Origin of the sequence: Cognatiyoonia koreensis, assembly GCF_900109295.1 — a bacterium.
GTDB lineage: Bacteria > Pseudomonadota > Alphaproteobacteria > Rhodobacterales > Rhodobacteraceae > Cognatiyoonia > Cognatiyoonia koreensis.
In genome coordinates this window covers 828,383-846,583 of sequence record NZ_FOIZ01000002.1, presented here as the reverse complement: position 1 = coordinate 846,583, position 18,201 = coordinate 828,383, and the positions used below count along the sequence as shown (strand labels likewise).

13 protein-coding genes are annotated in these 18,201 nt (G+C 55.2%); 7 read left to right on the top strand and 6 right to left on the bottom strand.

What is annotated here, in order from left to right:
- Window positions 1-15 precede the first annotated feature (15 nt).
- Window positions 16-1,860: an Ig-like domain-containing protein gene (locus tag BMY44_RS15685; RefSeq protein WP_242650581.1), complete on the bottom strand. Its 1,845-nt coding sequence runs from the start codon at window positions 1,858-1,860 to the stop codon at window positions 16-18.
- A gap of 89 nt (window positions 1,861-1,949) precedes the next feature.
- A complete protein-coding gene (gene xrtD / locus BMY44_RS15680; RefSeq protein WP_089996846.1) occupies window positions 1,950-3,548 on the bottom strand; it encodes a VPLPA-CTERM-specific exosortase XrtD in 1,599 nt (532 codons plus the stop codon).
- Between the two features lie 324 nt (window positions 3,549-3,872).
- Here xrtD and BMY44_RS15675 point away from each other — a divergent pair, with 324 nt between their 5' ends.
- The 3 genes from BMY44_RS15675 to BMY44_RS15665 are packed head-to-tail and all read left to right on the top strand — an operon-like array spanning window position 3,873 to window position 8,269.
- Window positions 3,873-5,303, top strand: a complete 1,431-nt coding sequence (locus BMY44_RS15675) for an MBOAT family O-acyltransferase (RefSeq protein ID WP_089996845.1) — start codon at window positions 3,873-3,875, stop codon at window positions 5,301-5,303.
- Window positions 5,304-5,311: 8 nt separating this feature from the next.
- Entirely contained in the window at window positions 5,312-6,391 is a 1,080-nt protein-coding gene (locus BMY44_RS15670; protein WP_089996844.1) for a hypothetical protein, read from the top strand.
- A gap of 21 nt (window positions 6,392-6,412) precedes the next feature.
- A complete protein-coding gene (locus BMY44_RS15665; RefSeq protein WP_089996843.1) occupies window positions 6,413-8,269 on the top strand; it encodes an acyltransferase family protein in 1,857 nt (618 codons plus the stop codon).
- 4 nt (window positions 8,270-8,273) lie between these two features.
- Here the strand turns inward: BMY44_RS15665 and BMY44_RS15660 are convergent, their stop codons facing one another.
- Window positions 8,274-8,507: an SGNH/GDSL hydrolase family protein gene (locus tag BMY44_RS15660; RefSeq protein WP_089996842.1), complete on the bottom strand. Its 234-nt coding sequence runs from the start codon at window positions 8,505-8,507 to the stop codon at window positions 8,274-8,276.
- A gap of 127 nt (window positions 8,508-8,634) precedes the next feature.
- Between BMY44_RS15660 and BMY44_RS15655 the strand changes: the two genes are divergently transcribed.
- Both BMY44_RS15655 and BMY44_RS18415 read left to right on the top strand, forming a co-directional pair.
- Window positions 8,635-9,942, top strand: a complete 1,308-nt coding sequence (locus BMY44_RS15655; protein WP_089996841.1) for a hypothetical protein — start codon at window positions 8,635-8,637, stop codon at window positions 9,940-9,942.
- Window positions 9,943-10,358: 416 nt separating this feature from the next.
- Entirely contained in the window at window positions 10,359-11,027 is a 669-nt protein-coding gene (locus tag BMY44_RS18415; RefSeq protein ID WP_089996840.1) for a VPLPA-CTERM sorting domain-containing protein, read from the top strand.
- Between the two features lie 132 nt (window positions 11,028-11,159).
- On the opposite strand, the gene BMY44_RS15645 is transcribed toward BMY44_RS18415, so the two are convergent.
- The 3 genes from BMY44_RS15645 to BMY44_RS15635 are packed head-to-tail and all read right to left on the bottom strand — an operon-like array spanning window position 11,160 to window position 14,427.
- The gene (locus BMY44_RS15645) at window positions 11,160-11,975 is read right to left on the bottom strand and encodes a CpsD/CapB family tyrosine-protein kinase (protein ID WP_089996839.1); all 816 of its coding nucleotides are present in this window, start codon (window positions 11,973-11,975) and stop codon (window positions 11,160-11,162) included.
- Between the two features lie 14 nt (window positions 11,976-11,989).
- The gene (locus tag BMY44_RS15640) at window positions 11,990-13,549 is read right to left on the bottom strand and encodes a GumC family protein (protein ID WP_089996838.1); all 1,560 of its coding nucleotides are present in this window, start codon (window positions 13,547-13,549) and stop codon (window positions 11,990-11,992) included.
- On the bottom strand, window positions 13,546-14,427 hold the full coding sequence (locus tag BMY44_RS15635) for an ExeA family protein (protein WP_089996836.1): 882 nt from the start codon (window positions 14,425-14,427) through the stop codon (window positions 13,546-13,548). The genes BMY44_RS15640 and BMY44_RS15635 overlap by 4 nt, the downstream gene beginning before the upstream one ends.
- Window positions 14,428-14,888: 461 nt before the next feature.
- On the opposite strand from BMY44_RS15635, the gene BMY44_RS15630 reads away from it, so the two are divergent.
- Both BMY44_RS15630 and BMY44_RS15625 read left to right on the top strand, forming a co-directional pair.
- Window positions 14,889-15,575, top strand: a complete 687-nt coding sequence (locus BMY44_RS15630) for a sugar transferase (protein WP_089996834.1) — start codon at window positions 14,889-14,891, stop codon at window positions 15,573-15,575.
- Between the two features lie 113 nt (window positions 15,576-15,688).
- Entirely contained in the window at window positions 15,689-18,139 is a 2,451-nt protein-coding gene (locus BMY44_RS15625; protein ID WP_089996832.1) for a tetratricopeptide repeat protein, read from the top strand.
- Window positions 18,140-18,201: the final 62 nt, after the last annotated feature.

The following is an 18,201-nucleotide window of genomic DNA, read 5'->3' as shown; positions in this document are numbered from 1 at the left end:
TAGGCCGTTTCGCCCTTAGCCGTCATCCACTGTGATTGTCAGCGTGCCCACTGCGCTGGTCAGCGCGTCTGATACCACATATTGCAATTGAACCGTCCCTATAAAATCTGGCAGTGGCGTATAGACCCATATTTCACCATTTCGGGCCAAACTGCCCTGATCCGGACCTGTCACAAAGCCTAGGATTTCCGCACCGTCTGGGGTTGCAAGGTCAAGTTTTTCAGACTTTTGGACAGTTACGGTCCACTCAGGAGCTTCGATTGGTGACTGATCCAAACGTGCAAGGATCGCCTGCGACAGTGTCTGAAACGATCCGGCATAGACCTGCTTTTGCCCAATCGAACGGACCATATAAAGCTGCCGAACGACAGGATTGAACATTTCCGTTTCTACGACAGGTGTTTCACCACTGACCACTATCGCGCGGCCATCCTCCTCGATCCCGTAAACAACATATCCATTTACATCCGGGTCAGCGGAAGCAGTCCACGAGAGTTGAACGCCCCCGTTGGACGTTTGCGCGTGAAAATCGCTTGCCGATTTCAAAGGGAATGCGCGCAGTGTTGGATCTCCCAGCAAATTGACCCAGACCGGATTGCGCCACAGGTATTGGCCCGTCGGATAATAGTCCATGCTGACATCGTATGGTTCTGCCGCGATTCCATTGTTGACCGTGCGCATATGCACGTCGCCGATACTGCCCCCCAAAGCCATGTGATGCAGCCACCACGTGGGACGTGCGCCCCAACCGACAGCCAGCGGATACCACTGCTGCGCGAGTAAGGCTGTCATCGCATTGCGCGACTTGTCGATGCGCTGTTTGTGACTGCCGAAGTTGATCGCGAAAACAGCTTTGTTGGCATAGCGCTCCGCATAAATGTGTCCTGCGGCGTCTCCGAAATTCACCCCCCAAAGCCAGGGCTGGCGTTCACCGACATCATGATGGCCGCCCTCCGCAATCGCGTTCGGACCAACGACGTTGCGCAACGCGCTAAGCTCCCCGATCAGACTCGGCCCCTTGCCATAGGCCTCGCGAAGATCACCCAATCGTCCGTGACGCCAATTATGGTTCTTATCAAAATAATCGCGCAGGAGCCCGACTTCACGGGGCAAATCGCCGTCTGCGATGGGGGCAAAGTCGATCCGGCCAACCTGCATCTCGATCGCGTCGCTCGGCAACGTATCGTTTCGCAGGGTGCCGTCCAGCGTAAGGCTCCATTGTCCATCAACATCGCCATAGATCAGATCTGTGGCATGCGGGGCTGGGTCATGTCCGTCCGGTGAACCCATCCCGCTCCGCGCAAACGGTACGTGGCCCACCAAAATGACCGCATGCGTCACGTCCGGCGCAGCATCGTAGCTCTTCAACAGCTCCTGTTTGAGGCCCCCAACAGCGACCAAATTGTCGCGATCGGCAGACGAAGCGTGACGTGGCATCGCGTAGCGGCGCACTTGCCACCCTTCACCGATCAAATCGCGTTGAAAGCGGACCAAATAGGGCTCAATCGAGTCCAAGACAGACTGGTCAACGACAAGATGCACGATCCGGTCAGTGTTGCGCAATGGAATGTCGCGCCCCGTCAGCCAATACCCGACATCGTTCACCTGACCATCGGGATTGCGCCGTAGAACGCGATATTCATAAGCGAATCCGGGTTGTGTGTCTGGGTCGAGCACATGCAAGCCCTGCTGCGGCTCAACTTCGATTGTTTGCCAGGTGTCGCCACCCGTAGCACCATATGGCCTGCGCGATACCTCAACTCCACCGCGATGGGCGCGCGGTGCGTCGCGCCATGTCAGATGGACATTGCGTCCATCATCACTGATCCAGCCATCAAGCGGAAGATGCTTTTCCTGCATGGTCTGGGCCGGAAGGCTAGTTGCCCAGATGAGAACGCAAAGCAAAACAGTAGCGCGTCCAAAGCACAGCAGATGCCCGTTAGATCGTATCATTGCTCTGGTATGAATCTTGCAATCGGCTCCTGCAATTCGATCAGGAACTCTCTCACACGACTTTCGGCCTCGACATCACTTTCATCGGGACCGATCAATGTCGTAATACGGATCAAAGAACCATCTGTCCGCCCCGTGCGAACGCCATCGACCATCAGCCAGAACTTGGCTGCAAAATCCCACGCGATCCGGCGATCTTTTTGCTGGAACCAGTAATAGACCATCATGCGCGTTTCACCTCTTTGAATCACGGCACGGTTGATGTTGAACGGCACTTCAGACCCGACCACTTGCGTGATGTCGCTCCGCTCAAGCCAGGCGATTTCCCATCCTGCACCCGGCAGACAGATTTCCGGACTGTGGACGCCGCCTTGGCTTTGATCGTCATACCACGCCATGAACAGATCGACTGAATATTGCTGATCGGGTCGGGTGAACGTGACCTGATGGTAATCGTCTGCCCCAAGCGTCGCAGCAACATCCGACGTCAACGGTCGGCTTGGACCACGCTGGTCCCATGCACCAATAGACCGTGGGAAAAGTGCAAAGTTGTCGCGTTCCGGCGCTACGCCGCCCCGATCCGGCAGCAACTGCAGGGCAAGTACGCTTGCCAGCACCATAAGGCTGGACACGATCAAAGCTTTCGACGCCTCGACGTATTGTAAACGACCCACTTGGGTTGCCAATCCGTCAGTATCCAGATCAAGCGCTTCCGTCAGGCGGGGGCGGTCGGGGTGCAGGAACAGCATCAACCAAGCCAACCCGAAAAGGATCACAATACAGGCTAAAAATATCACCCAACCCTCAAAGAAGTGCGTGAAACCTTCGAGCCAGTCGTTGCCGTAGTACTGCACAATGATACCGGCCACAGCGATCCGCACGGAGTTCATGAAAATCGCAATTGGAACCGCGGCAAGCAGTAAGGTCACTTTGTGCCAAACTGGCCCGCGATAGAGCGTCGCAAAGATGTAGGAAAAACTCATGATCGGGAACATGTAACGTAAGCCCGAACAGGCTTCCGCGACATGCAGTTTCAGGGTTCCCAGATCAATGATGTTCCCATCCAGAAAGACAGGAATATCCAGCAGACGCAGGATAAACACGCCCAATTCCGAAGACACCAACTGCAGCGATGTCGTCACTTTGAAGTAGATGACACCGGGTAAGGGAAGCATATAAACAAGATGCAAGACACCTGGCCAGAAATGCTTGCCGGTGTCCCAACCCCAGCTCACAAGAAGAATCCCGCCCACCCATAGTATCAGCGCATAGGCGACAAGATCACCGATCCCGGCCAAAATACCCAATGTGGCAAACATCAGCGAAAACGCGATCAGGAAAACACCCGGCCAGCGGTTGCGATGCACATCGGGGTTGATTGGATAATCTTTCAACTGCTTGAGAAATAGAAAAGCTGAAAGAACGGGGATGAGGGGACCGTGGCTGTATTCTGGCAACTGCCAAGCAACCAGCATTGTATTGATACCATCACTGAAGAAAACACCGGCCCCAATGACAGCCACAAGCAGCCAGAATACACCCCAATGCGTGAATGCGGATACCAAACTGGGTGCTGGCTGAATGGATTTGGACATGGGCACCAACGCGACCTTCAACGAGAAACGACTTTTTTTGAAGCAGAATAGAATGTTAACTGCCAGATTCTTCGCCCTCTGGCCACCTTAACCGTCAAGCCCTGACGATAAAATGATCGAAATGGGGTATGATCGCGAACCATAGTCCTATCCAGTGGCGATTGTTTCCAGAAACACGCACCATACGTCGAAAACTAGCGGTGCAGGCACCGCGCGGCTTGCATCAGTCACTGATCTGCACCTAAGCCATGTTGAACGTTCCACTTTTTGCTCCATGGCCGGGCACGCGCGTTTGCGCCGTCACGTGCATGATTTGATAGGTATATGCTTTTTACGACGCTCAGTTTCTGGGGCTTTTTCGCGATTGTCGGGCTCGCCTACGTCCTTCTGTCGCACAAGGCCCAAAACCGCATGCTGCTCGTGGCATCCTACATCTTTTATGGGGCGTGGGACTGGCGATTTCTCAGCCTGATCCTGCTCAGCACGCTGGTTGATTACTTCGTCGGTCTCGCGATGGAACGGGAAACGCGCGAAACCCGGCGCAAACGGCTTCTATATGTCTCGCTCGCCTGCAACCTCGGTATGTTGGCTGTCTTCAAGTATCTGGGCTTTTTCGTCGACAGCTTTGCCGGCCTTCTGGCTGGGTTCGGATACGAAGCTGACATCTTTACCCTGTCGATCGTCCTGCCTGTCGGAATCTCGTTCTATACGTTCCAAACGCTCAGCTACACGATCGACATTTACCGCAAGGAATTGAAACCGACTGATGATTTCCTCGATTTCGCCCTGTTCGTCGCGTTTTTCCCTCAACTCGTCGCGGGCCCGATCGAGCGGGCGAGGAACCTCCTGCCGAATATTGCAAAACCTCGCATCCTGTCGTGGGAGGCATTATCGCGGGGTGTCGTGCTGGTCCTGATCGGCTTGATCAAGAAGGTGGTGATCGCCGACGCAATCGGCCCATCAGTGGACGCGGTCTACAGCAGCCCCGATCCGACGCGGCTGGATATCGTTTTTGCGACGTGGCTTTTCGCGATACAGATTTATTGCGATTTTTCGGGCTACACCGACATTGCACGCGGTGTTGCCAAGATGCTGGGTTTCTCGTTGATGCGGAATTTCGCCCAGCCCTATTTTGCGGCCGATCCACAGGAATTCTGGCGGCGCTGGCACATCTCGCTGTCAACCTGGTTGCGCGATTACCTCTATATCTCGTTGGGTGGCAACCGGGGCGGGCCGACCAAAACCTACCGCAACTTGATGGCCACCATGACCCTTGGCGGTCTTTGGCACGGTGCGGCCTGGAATTTCGTTCTTTGGGGCATCTACCAGGGCGCGCTGCTGTCCATCCACCGGGCTTTGACCGGGCGCAACGGACATAGCGGTGAAGGCACCAACCGCACCTTCTGGAGCTGGCTCAAACGGGCGTTTGCAATCGCGGCATTCTTTCAGATCGTCTGCTACGGCTGGCTGCTGTTCCGGGCGACTTCTTTCTCGCAAATCAGCGACTTCACCGGTAAGTTGTTGGGTCTCTCAGCTGCGCCAATGGGTCTGACCATGCCAATGCCCCCATTCCCCGCACTTCTCGGCATGGTTTTTCTGTTTGTCTGGGACATGTTCACCGAGCGAACAGGGAACGTACGTTTCTATTCAGGCTGGCCATTGGTAAGCCGGGCCGCTCTATGGGCTTGTATGATTTATCTTTTCGCCTTTGGTGCGACGACAACGACGTCCAGTTTCATCTACTTCCAATTTTAGGAGAGGACATGCGAAAAACGCTCAAGACAGCATGCCTGACTCTCGTTCTTCTTGCGTTGCTGGATGTTCTCGTCGCGATGACCTTGTCCTGGGCAGAGCGGACAGGTCGGTTCGGATCGCTTGTCTATTTCTTCGACTACGGCCGGTCGGTCCCGGGAAAGCTTGCGCGTTGGGAAGCTGAACCAAATCTGGTCGGAAACCTTTACGACATCGGATGGCGGTCTGAGACAGTCGCAAGTTCAGCCGCAAGTTTTGCCAAAGAGTCATCGGATACCGGGCCGTTCATTCGCAGCTACGGTATGTCCTTCACACTGAACATCCGGGATCAGGCGCTGGCCCTACGCCCCGATCTGAACTGGGAATCCCATGCTGGTCCTGCTGGATCGCCCAACTTCACCTATGCCTTGTTTCAGGACGACCGCGCCAACCGACGGGAAGGCGATATCGTCGTTCTCGGGATTTTGTCCTCGGTCGTGCCCGCGATGGCAACCCACAGCAACCAAACCCGTGTTTTCGAACAGCCGGCACCTTTGACGTATCCGATCTATCAGCCAGACACGGCAGGCGGACTTGTGCGAATTGACCCGCTCATCACGACGCCAGAAGAACACCGCGCGCTGGCATCTGATCCGGTGGCGCGGGCAGAATGGTATGCGCAATTGGACCAGAACGACGCCTATTACTCCAAGATAACATATGGGGCCCCATGGCTCGACGCATCCCCGCTTGCGCGGCTGACGCGCCGTGCCCTCGCGCAATCGCACCTAGATGATGTCGCGAGTGAATTTGTGGGCGGTGATATCTACCCCTATGAAACAGTATTGCCCCGCATGATCAGCGAATTCGCCAAAACCGCGCGCGATGATGGCCAATTCCCCGTGGTAATGCTGGTGCAGACAAACCGCCGCTTCGATCCGGACATTCTGGCCATTACGAAATCTACCATGGATGCAGAAGGTATCCCCTATCTCGCGACAGCAGAATTATTCGATCCGACAGACCTGTCGGGGTATCTGGGCGACGGACACTACACCCCACAAGTGGACCGCATGTTTGCGCAACACCTGATCGACATGTTGGATCTTTGACATGAAAAGGATCGCGCTGTCATGAAGTACCGCTCGGAAATCGACGGCTTGAGGGCAGTCGCAGTCGTGCCGGTGATCCTGTTTCATGCCGGACTAGAGCTTTTCGGCGGTGGGTTTGTCGGGGTCGACGTCTTTTTCGTGATCTCCGGCTACCTCATCACGACCATCCTGATAGATGAACTGGAACGCGGCGAATTCAGTATTCTGCGCTTTTATGAACGCCGCGCCCGCCGAATTCTGCCGGCTCTGTTTTTCGTCATGCTGTGCTGTTTGCCATTCGCCTGGGCGTGGATGCTCCCAAACGAAATCTACAGTTTCGGCGTCAGTTTGATGGCAGTCAGTGTCTTCATCTCGAACATCATCTTCTGGCGGCAGGAAGGCTATTTCGCTGCCGCAGCCGAGGAAAAGCCGCTTCTGCACACGTGGAGCCTCGCCGTCGAAGAACAGTATTACGTCCTCTTTCCGATCTATCTTTTGCTGCTATGGCGGTTCGGACGCAACCCAGTCTTCTGGAGCATTTGTGTCATAGCAACGATCAGCCTAGCCTTGTCCGAATGGGGGTGGCGCAATTACCCATCGGCCAATTTCTACCTTGCGCCGACGCGGGCATGGGAATTGCTGGCGGGATCAATCGCGGCCTTCATCATTTCCAGACACGGCGTCAAAAGTAACAACCTGCTGGCTGCGATGGGGCTTGCGGGTATCATTTATGCGATTTTCGCGTTCGACAAATTCACACCATTCCCCAGCCTTTATGCGTTGGCTCCGGTGGGCGGAACAGTCCTGATCATCCTGTATTCCGACCGAACAACTTGGGTTTCCAAACTGCTTAGTACAAAAGGGTTCGTTGGCATTGGTCTGGTCAGCTACAGCGCATATTTGTGGCACCAGCCGCTGTTCGCATTCGCCCGGATCAGGTCTTATGACCAATCCGGCACGCCGACACTGCTCGGCCTTGGTGTCGTCTCGCTACTACTTGCTTGGCTCAGCTGGCGCTACATTGAACAGCCGTTCCGCAAAGGATCCGCGTCGGTGCTGCCCCGGCGAAACCAGATCTTCGCGGCCAGCCTTGTCGGCATACTCGCTTTCAGTGGAACGGGCTGGTTCGTTCGATCCCAAGACGGGTTCCCCGAACGGCTGACTGCGGCACAGCAAGATATCCTGAAATGGGAGAGCTTTGACCGCGATGCGGCCTATCGCAAGGGCCGTTGCTTCATGATGCCTGAACTTGACTATACCCAGTTCGATGATGGCTGCCTGGGTACGGGTGAAACGGTGATCTGGGGTGACAGCTATGCCGCCGCCCTCACGAGCGGCTGGCGCCTCAACGACCCAGAGGTTGGTCAGCGCACAGCTTCGGCCTGTCCGCCACTTCTTGGAGTCGACATGCCAGAACGGCCCAATTGCAAAGCAATCAACGATGCGACCTTTGCCGTGATTGCCGAACTCGAAAACCCGCATGTCGTGCTGAATGGTATTTGGTGGGGCTTTGACAAATACCTCGACAACCTCAACGCAACAGTGCAACGGCTGCAAGAGGCCGGTATCACCAACATCACTATCATTGGTGGAACGCCACAATTCTCGCCAACCTTGCCCAAAAGGCTGATCTCGCTGGATCTGGCCCTGACACAGGATCACAGGATCAAGGCGGATATCGGAGATGTGCTTGCGGCTGATGACGTCTTGCGCACCATCGCCGCACGGCACGGCGTGACATTCGTCCCGATCCTGCCGCACATCTGCGATAACGATGGCTATTGCGATGCCGTTATAACAACAGACGCCGGTGTTTTCGAACCCATTGCATGGGACGCGGGACATCTAACGCCCAGCGGAGCGCTCCATATCCTGCGCCGCATCTTCCCGGACACCTAAGCCGCTACTGGCAACTCTGCAAACGCGGGCCGAGCACATCCGCTAAGACGCCCGCTATCCTGTCCGCGCCTTGGGCATTGGGATGGATTTCGTCGCGGTAAAGCTCGTGGGTCATCGGCGTATGTCCAAGATCAACCCAGTCAACCTTCCGATCGTCAGCCCACCGTTTGAAGATCTCCAGTGCAGCCGTCACCAGTTTGAAGCTTGCGGCGACGGTCAAACGGTAAACCAATGACAAAGACAGATCGCCCCCTTACCAGCAGACCGTTGTCATGATGCAGCGGATCGGTCATGACAGTGTAGTACGGTTGAGAATAGGCCCGATGCTGACCATCGCATCGCTTCGGACCAGGTCGGAGAGATGAATGCGCCGGATTTTTGGCATATTGTGGAGGCTGACCATCGCACTTGTCGCTCTCGCCGCATTGGCCATATTCCTTGTCATCGAGGATGCACCTCTTGTCGCAGCAGGGCCACCTCCTGCCCCCGATGACGTTGTCGCCGCCCGCAAGCTGGTTCAGGACCTGCGTCTGGCGACAAGTGTGGAAACGGATGATAGCGTCCCAGTCATTACGACAATCCCACAGCTCAATTCAGCTGTCCGGTTGGGTGCGCGCCTCTTGCCCGGTTTTCGTGGAGATGTGAATCTTGAGGGGGATATGTTGGTCGGGCGCGCCTCAGTGCCCGTTTCGTGGCCGGGTGGGCAGAAGTGGATCAACGCGTCCGGGACAATCCCAGAATTCGACGGCGCGCTTGCATTAGAAGACGTCACGTTGGGTGGGTGGAGCATCCCTCCGAGGCTAGCATTGGGGGTCGCGGAAACGGCGGCCAATCTCTACTTTGGGGATGGCGTGGGCGATACACTTACCAGCGTGGCCTCAGCAATGCAGATCGACGGGACCGAAATCGCATTCTCTGTCACGCTGTCCGAAATGGGTGATAACGGACTTGTCCGCAACATCTTCGGGTCGATCCGCGGGGAAGAATTTCCGCCGCCGGAACAGATCGACGCCGCCTACGCAAGGCTTCGCACGGCGATGGATGACGGGCTTCTGCCACTTGCCGGCAGCTTCAGCCCCTACCTGCAATTTGCCATGCAGGACGCCTTTGAAAACAAAAACGATGACGGCCTTGCCAATGCCTACACGGCGGCTGTCTTCGCACTGACTCGCGCCTGCGGCCCCCGCGATTTCGGCGCACTTGTCGGACGCCTTGCCATCACAACGACAGGTCCTGATCAAGAATGGTCGGCAGATTGCACCGAAGTCACCCTCAATGACCGGATCGATAGTCGGCGACACTTCATTGCGTCGGCGGCACTCCGGGCGGCAGCAAACCGCGGGGTTTCGTTCTCGATCGGGGAATTCAAAGAACTGCATGATACGGTATCCGGTGCAGGTGGGTTCGATTTCACAGACATTGCCGCCAATCTGTCTGGCATCCGGCTTACGGATCACTTTATGAGCCTGTCCCGGGAGCAGTGGGGTACGGCTATCGCGTCATTGGCAAGCGAGAGCGGCTATATCATCGACTTTGACGGCATTCCCGGCCTTATGCCCGAAGACGAATTCCTCCAGACCTATGGCACGATCGAGAGTGCGGCATACCAGGCCATGTTGCGGCTGATTGAGGAGCGGATTGACCAACTTGCCGTACATTCAAGCGGACACTGACCGGCCCGATTGTGGGTTGCGCAAGGGGCGGTTCGGCCATTTTCCGCCGTCTTGGGGGGGATTCAAACTGTTTAGCAGCGACGCTGGTCACGACCGCACTTGAATGTGACGGCGACATCGAAAACAGCTTTATTATCAAATAATTAAAATGCCTTGGCCGTGTGGCGTGCAAGAAATCGCCGAGCGTGGCCCGCTAAGCCGAATTTCGCCAGAAATAAGGCGAAACTTCGCCGATTCTTGTCATTCTCGACCCGCAATCAGGTGATCAAGACCACCGAAGAAGACCGTTTAAGTTCTTTAAGTTACTGTATTTAAAGGAAAACGATTTAATTTCCGAATCGTTTACAAAGCATTTTGCGACTGGTATGTGTTAATAAGCTATTAATAATTAGTCTCACACTTCAGGGGTACATAAAATGAAAACGTATTTGACTGCTGCCGCGGTCGCTCTGGCCACGTTGGGAACTGCAGCGTCTGCTGCGACACTAACGGCCGACACTACTCTGGGACTTGCACCAGGTTCACCCGCAGGTCAGGACTTTGTGACTGAACTTCAAGGCGCAGGTGCCACGGATCTATTCTCCGGCAATCTCAGCATTATTCTCAATCAGGAACGTCGTGTAACATTCACGTTGGTGGGGGCCGAAAGCAGCTTCGACAATACGTTGGTGTTTAATGGATCTGACATTATCGCCGAAAGCATCGGTTCCGGAGGTGCCGGACAAGCCGTCGCCAATATGACAACAGACTTGCTGGATGGTGGTCTTGGCCTGAATTCGTTCACCACGGTCCTTGGGTCTGGCGTTGATATTGCTTCGCTTTTGACCTTCCGCGTGGGAGACGCAGCCTCGAGTGTCTTTAGTGCTGTTGACCACGAGTTCGGCGTGTTTGCTGACGCTGCCTCTCTTAGCAATCTGAGCGTGTTTTTCCTTGCGCTGGATGATGATGGTAACAACAAAGACGACAACCACGACGATATCATCGTGCGTGTAGACATTTCTGCAGTTCCAATTCCTGCAAGCGGCCTGCTTCTGCTGGCTGGTATGGGTGGTCTTGCAGCGATGCGTCGTCGCCGGAAGTCTTAATCAGCTTTCCGATCTAGATTGGAAAGGGCGGTCCAGCAAATGGGCCGCCCTTTTTCTTTGCGCTCATCCGCATGACTTCCACCGTACACCCGGCGAAACAGATCGGCACGAAGCTTACTGCGAGTCGATAGCCTACGTGTTCGAACCGACCGCATCTCCGTATGAAAACGCATTCAAAACCACACCTAGCACATTGGTCTGTTCCGCAATTTCACGTTCGCTGACGTCAAACTGGCCATAGCGTGTCTTGTCAGCACGCACGACAATCAAACAGCAATCGACATTCTTCAGGAACGCACGGGTATCGTCGTTGACCAGCATCGATGGCAGATCGAAAATCATGACGTCCGGCCGATAGTCCGCCTCAATACGGTCGATTGCGAGCGCCGTCTCTTCAGCCAAAAGCAATCGCGCCGGATCGATATCCGGCTTCTTCGCCATAGAAAACCCGACATTGGGCCCGTATCGCATGGCCTGTTCGGCGAATGCCACATCACCACTCAGGACTTCACCAATCCCGTGGTCCGGCACTTTGCCTAGAAAATCACCGACAGATGGATGACGCAAATCAAGATCCAGAAGCATCGTGCGCAGATCGGTTTGCCTGCCCAGACCCAGCGCAAGGTTGCAGGCCGTCGTCGATTTTCCAGAACTCGGCATCGGGGAAGTAATGGCCAGCCGTTTCCAACCATTCTGACGCATCTGAAGCAAAACCTTGGTGCGCAGGATATCAAACGGCGTGGCTTTGGCGTTTGCCTCGCGCGTCACCAGACGACGTTTTTCCAACTGCTTCTTATGAAGTTCCAATGGCTCCAGCGCCATCCAAAGATCTTCGACATCCGCAGACCGTTTGGGCCGCTTTGTTATCGGCTCCCCCCGCGCAAACGGGGCTTCCTGATCTTGCCGGGTCTTGCGCGCCTTCTCAAGGGCCGACTGCAGTTTCTCCATGATACGCTCCTGCGTTACCCGATATTCAGTCGCGCGAGAACAGCCCGTACGATCAAATCCAGTGGCATGTAATTCGTGTCGATATACCAAAGCGCCAACGGACCTCCGATAAGCACAGCAAGGCTCACTCCGACAAGTGTCGTCCTTCGCGCTATGCGTCGGCTACGACTTTCCATATACGGAATGGTTGCAATCGGCGTGACCCCGAACTTGCTCACAAGCTCTGCTGGACGGCGCACAGTTCTGTTCAACAACTCAAGCAAGACGAAAAAGCCGCCGGCCAGCGCCATTCCCACCATGGCACCCATCATCGCAATACGCGGACGGCTTGGCCCAGAGGGCGAACTTGGCGGAACCGCGCTTTCGATCACGGTGATCCGGCGGCCCTGCCCTGTTGTCTCGATCCGTTCACTGACCTGCGCCTCGTTCAGGTTTGCGACTGCCGCATTATAGCGGGTCTGAAGGATCTCGTAGTCGCGCTCCAGTGCATTCAGTTGAATGCCATTGGCCGAACTGGCGATAATCGAGTCCTGGAGGTCTTCGAGCTCTTGGCGTGTGCGTTCAATCTCTGCCGTGGTCGTTTCGATCCGGTTGTCCATCTCCGAAATCGTCGCAGTAAATATCGCTTCTTCTGCTGTCAGCAACTGCGTGCCACCGTCTTCGTTCGTCTGAACACTTGCCTTCTGGGCGGCAACGATAGACTCCAAGCGATCCACAGCAGATTGCAGCCGGATAACGCGCGGGTTTTGCGCGGTATAGGTAGACAGCGCTAGCTCCAGATCCGCGCGTGCTACAATCAACTGCTGCTCTTCGGGTGTCGTTCGCTGACCACCCATGCGGTTTCCGATACTTCCTGTTGCCTGAAAAATCCGCTCGATATCCTCGCGCTGTGATTGGGTGGATCGCAGGTCGCGCTCCAACTGCGACAGGCGTTCCTGCAACAAGGACTGACGGCCCAGCCGATAGGTTTGGTTTTCGGGCAAAGCGCCAGAGTTCTCACTCTTGAATTCTGCAATGCGAATACTCTGAAGATCGAGTTCACGCGCCAGCCGGTCGACCTCTTCCTCGAAGAATTCGAGGGTGTCATCGGCGCGGCTCATCCGGAAATCAGTGTTCGCCTCCAGAACCAGCGTGACATACTCATTCACCACGTTCGCCGAGGTCTGTGGATCACCGGCGGAAAACGAAATTGTCAAAAGGGTAGCCCTGTCGCGTCCGGCGGTCCGGTTGATCCGCGTGTCCTCGTTCATGCGAGCAACGATCTGGTCCGGGTTGATCGTTCGCATTTCCGGATAAACCTTAAAACGGTTGGCGATATCGATCAGATTCGCTCTGGTCATCAGGCGTTGTTGAATGATGTCCAGTTCCTCGATTGTCCCCGTCTCCACGGTGGTCGAGACCATCCACTCTGGAATCTGCGGTTCATCGACAACAAGACGGGCCGTGCTTTGGTAGGTTTCAGGCAGCCTGATCGCTGTAAAAACACCCAAACCGGCACACAAAATGAACAGCGCCGCCATCACTGGGAACCTGCGCAGGAAAAGTTTCCAGTAAAACCGAAAATCGAGATTCATTCCGCAGCCTTTCCTGTGTCCTGAGCATGCTTGAACAAGATTAGCGGGCCGGTGAACGTCTGCATAATGACACCATCCCGAACAAGCTCGGAAATGGTCTCCACCGAGACAACTTTGTGCTCTTCTCCTGATGCATAAACCAGCGCCAGATCACAGATCTTGTTGATGACCCGCGGAATCCCAGATGACTTGTCGCAGATCATGTCGATCGCATCGCGCGAAATCTCATCGCCTGTCCCACCGACAGCCTTAAGCCGGTGTTGAATATAGGCGTGCGTCGTCTTTCGATCGAGCGGATTAAGGTGATACGTTGACGTAACACGCTGGGCAAACTGACTAAGCTCGGGCTGCATAATGATGGTGCGCAATTCGGGCTGCCCGACCAGGATCAGCTGCAACAGCTCATCCTTCCCAGAATTGATATTGGTCAGCATCCGAAGCTCTTCAAGCGTCTCTGCCCCAAGGTTCTGGGCTTCGTCAAAGATCAGGATGACCCGCTTTCCTTCCGCGTATGAATTTATAACAAAGTCTTGAAATTGCTGAAAAAGCTCGACGTAAGTCTGCTGTGCTGTCGGCGCGAGATCAAGCGCATTCAACACCCAGCGCAATAAATCGTCCCGCCCGCCCTGCGCGTTAGAGATAAGGCCAATGACAACGTCGTCTTCAATGCTGCGTAGCAACGCTTGGACAAGGGTGGTCTTACCGGTGCCAACCTCGCCCGTCACAACTGTCAACGGCGCGCGCGTCATCAGACCATATTCCAGTATCGAATAGGCGCGTTTGTGGTCCCGCGTCCAGAACAGCATGTCCGGGTCGGGTGACAGCGTGAATGGCCTCTCTGAAAAGCCAAAAAACTCACAGTATAAATCAGCGCTCATTCATGGTCCCGGTTGGCCGAAAATGCCAGTTCAAAGTTCACTTCGCGTATCGCCTGCTACATGGCATTTGTACCCTTCTCCGGTGGCGGGATTATGGCGAGGCAAAGGTGACAATACTGCTAAACACCTTTTCAAACCGATTCGCCATTTTTCAGCGTAACCTGTGCAGTTTTTGCGCAATTGTTTCAAAAACCAGAATAATCATAGACACTTCACAATGCCAGACAAGGTTAACTGAACCGCAAGATGCAACCTCAAGTTGCTCTCACTAAAGTTTTGCTAAGATTTCGATCAAATTTCACTATTTGTTAGAACAAATCTGAATCCAGCCTTGGTGAGATAGCTACAATCGTGTAGACGTAACGCTGGAGCGCTGCGTATGTGTCGGAGATCGTTTAGGAACTTCCGGGGTTGGCGTGAAATTAATGAGGAAGTGCGGTGTTTTCCGCATGCTGCCGTAAATGACATTTTATTCCGTTGATCTTCGCCAGCCGAAGCAGGCTGAACAAATAATTGTAGAGCCGAAGCGGTCCCTGCAGAAAATGATGTATCGCGCCTACGGCAAACGCCTTCTCGACTTGATCCTCGTGATAGGGACTGCACCGGTGACAGTGCCCGTGATCGCATTGCTCGCCATTGCTGTGCTGATAACCGGCCAATCTCCATTCTATGTGCAGCAGCGGATCGGCCTGAATGGCAAGATCTTCCTTATGTTTAAACTGCGCACGATGCTGCCTAACGCCGAAAAGCGCCTTGAACTGTATCTGAAAGATAATCCCGATGCCCGTGCGGAATGGGACAGCAAGCAAAAGCTGCTTGAAGACCCCCGTGTGACGCCTATTGGGAACTGGCTGCGCAAGACATCGCTGGATGAGCTCCCGCAGCTGATCAATGTCCTTAACGGCTCAATGTCGCTTGTCGGACCTCGTCCAATGATGCCCGAGCAGAAGGCCCAGTACAAAGGTGCCGCATACTACCGTCTGCGCCCCGGGATGACGGGGCTGTGGCAGGTGTCTGACCGCAACGATTGTGAATTTACCGGCAGAGTTCGTTTTGACGAAATCTATGGGCGCATGGTGTCGCTGACGACCGATATTCGCGTACTCGCCCAGACTGTCGTCGTCGTGATCAAAGGGACTGGCGTCTGAAAGACGACCCTTTTCTCATGCTGTCTTTGGTCCCTACCCAAAGCTGTAGACCCATGGTGCATTTTCCCTGTAGGAGTATGCTGAATAGCCAACGCGGATTCACGGAGTAACCTGTGCGAAGACTACTGAAGCTGAGCGCTGCGATTTTACTGGCAGTATTCCTGACAGCCTGCGAATCCGCAGAGGAACGCGCCCAAGGTCACTACGAAAACGCACTCGAACTTCTGGAGCAAGGCGATCCCAGCCGCGCAGTCGTTGAACTGCGCAACGCGCTTCAGAATGTACCGGCATTTACCGAAGCCCGATATGAACTTGCGCGGATTTATCGCGAAGATCTTGGGCGCGTGGACCTCGCCTATGGTGAATATCTACGGGTTGCGGAACAACTCCCCGAAAGCAGCGAAGCGCGCATTGCTCTGTCTGAAATGGCTTTTCAACTCGGAAGCTGGGATGAATTGCAACGGCACGGCGAAGAGGCACGTACGCTTGCCCCCGATGATCAGCGCGTCAAGGCAATCAGCGCGGCACTCGACTACCGCGCCGCGGTCGTGGCCGAAGATACAGTCGCAATGCAAACGATACTAGACCGTGCGGAAGACCTTTACGATCCACAGAAACCGAACCTCATCCTGCGCGAGATGATGCTCGAAGGCAAAATCCGTTCGCAGGAATTCCGCGACGCTCTGGTGTATCTTGACGATCTGATCGCCGATTTTCCTGACAAACAACGGTATTACCGCCAGCGCTTGCAAGTTCTCATCGCCCTTGGTGACGACGAGGCCATCGAAGAGCAGCTGCAGCAGACCATCACGGTTTTCCCTGATGATCCAGAACAGAAGGCCACGCTCCTGCGTTTTTATCTTTCACGGGGTGAACTGGACGAAGCCGAAGCGTTCCTGCGCCAATTGATCGCCAACGCGCAGGACGATGAAGCGGCCATTGCGGGGCGCAGCGATCTGATCCGCTTCCTTTCAGAATTCCGCAGTACTGCTGCCGCACGTGCCGAAATTGCGGTCGCCATTCAGGAAGCACCGGACCCAGCGCCTTTCATTGTCATGGCAGCAGGTCTCGATTTCGCATCAGGACAGACCGACAAGGCCATTCAGGACATCGAAAAGGCATTGGCGGAAAACGAAGACTCTGTATTCGCCAACCCCATCCGGTTGACACTGGCAGAAATGTTGCTCGCCACCGGCAACGATGTCGGGTCCCGCGCGCTTGTTGAAACGGTATTGGTGGATGATCCGTCAAATGCCATCGCGCTGCGGATGTCCGCCCGCTGGCTGATCGATTCCGATGAAACGGATCAGGCGATCGCCGCACTGCGCACCGCTCTTGATACGGACCCCGAAGACGTCGTGGCCCTGACGCTGATGGCCGAAGCCCACGGGCGAAACGGCAGTAGCAACCTTGAACGTGACTTCCTCGCCCTCGCTGTTGAAGCTTCAGGCAACGCACCGGAACCAACGAACCGGTATGCGCGCGTGTTGATCTCGGAAGAGCGGTATCTGCCCGCCGAAGACATTCTTCTTCCAGCCCTTCGCATCGCACCAAACAATATCGATCTGCTCCGCACAGCAGGCGAACTGTACCTCGCGATGGAAGATTACGGTCGCATCGCGCAAGTCATCGATACACTGCGCAGGCTGGACACCGATCCAGCGACCAACCTCGCAAATCAACTTGAAGCAGAACGCTTGAACCGCCAGTCCGGCATAGAAGAGGCCGTGGCCTTCCTTCAAGATCTGGCCAGCGGTTCGGATGGCGACCTGTCAGCGCGTATCCTTCTGTTACAAGCCCAACTTTCCGGGGGAGAAACTGAAGCAGCCCTGGCATTGGCCGAAGAGATCGTCAGCGAAGACCCCGAAGCGCCGGGCCTGCAACTCTTGCTGGCAAGCACCATGGCGGCAACAGGTGATCTGGAAGGCGCCATCGAAATCTACGAAACCGTCTCTACTGAATTCCCGGACAATCCGAACCTCAGGATCGACATTGCGCGCTTGCAGGCCCGCAACGGTGATCCTGATGCAGCCGATGCGACGCTCAATGCAGCACTGGAGCAATTCCCCGATGATGTCCGCCTCCTCTGGTTCAAAGCCTCCACGCTCGAAACTGAGGGCGACATCGAAGGAGCAATCGCAATCTACGAAAAGATGTATGAAGAGCGTTCGGACACAACCATTGTCGCAAACAACCTCGCCTCCCTGCTCAGCACTTACCGTAGTGATGAGGAAAGCCTGGAGCGCGCATGGCGTATCGCGCGACGCTTCCGAGACGCCGAGGTTCCAGCGCTTCAGGACACCTATGGCTGGCTGACACACCTTCGCGGCCAAACCGAAGAAGCGCTGCCCTACCTCGAAAGTGCCGCTGCAGGATTACCCGAGGATCCGATCGTGCAATTCCACTATGCAGAAGCCCTTTATGCGCTTGGCGATCTCGAAGCAGCCATCGAACAATACCGCAGTGTGGTTGATTTGGCCGGTTTGGGTGATAGCCGCCCGCAGATCGAAGCCGCACAAGGTCGTGTTGCAGAAATCGAGGCGACACTGTCTGCGCCAGAGTAGAAATCACAAGCCGCCTGCGTTACAGGATTGCGACAGGCCATCTATTTCCCCTCCTTTTGCGA

What these genes read in the sequence shown, in the direction of transcription:
- BMY44_RS15645 (WP_089996839.1), bottom strand. Translation starts at nt 11,975, where the DNA reads ATGGAGAAACTGCAGTCGGCCCTTGAGAAGGCGCGCAAGACCCGGCAA.
- BMY44_RS18415 (WP_089996840.1), top strand. Translation starts at nt 10,359, where the DNA reads ATGAAAACGTATTTGACTGCTGCCGCGGTCGCTCTGGCCACGTTGGGA.
- BMY44_RS15685 (WP_242650581.1), bottom strand. Translation starts at nt 1,860, where the DNA reads ATGCAGGAAAAGCATCTTCCGCTTGATGGCTGGATCAGTGATGATGGA.
- BMY44_RS15640 (WP_089996838.1), bottom strand. Translation starts at nt 13,549, where the DNA reads ATGAATCTCGATTTTCGGTTTTACTGGAAACTTTTCCTGCGCAGGTTC.
- BMY44_RS15635 (WP_089996836.1), bottom strand. Translation starts at nt 14,427, where the DNA reads ATGAGCGCTGATTTATACTGTGAGTTTTTTGGCTTTTCAGAGAGGCCA.
- xrtD (WP_089996846.1), bottom strand. Translation starts at nt 3,548, where the DNA reads ATGTCCAAATCCATTCAGCCAGCACCCAGTTTGGTATCCGCATTCACG.
- BMY44_RS15630 (WP_089996834.1), top strand. Translation starts at nt 14,889, where the DNA reads ATGACATTTTATTCCGTTGATCTTCGCCAGCCGAAGCAGGCTGAACAA.
- BMY44_RS15655 (WP_089996841.1), top strand. Translation starts at nt 8,635, where the DNA reads ATGCGCCGGATTTTTGGCATATTGTGGAGGCTGACCATCGCACTTGTC.
- BMY44_RS15670 (WP_089996844.1), top strand. Translation starts at nt 5,312, where the DNA reads ATGCGAAAAACGCTCAAGACAGCATGCCTGACTCTCGTTCTTCTTGCG.
- BMY44_RS15675 (WP_089996845.1), top strand. Translation starts at nt 3,873, where the DNA reads ATGCTTTTTACGACGCTCAGTTTCTGGGGCTTTTTCGCGATTGTCGGG.
- BMY44_RS15665 (WP_089996843.1), top strand. Translation starts at nt 6,413, where the DNA reads ATGAAGTACCGCTCGGAAATCGACGGCTTGAGGGCAGTCGCAGTCGTG.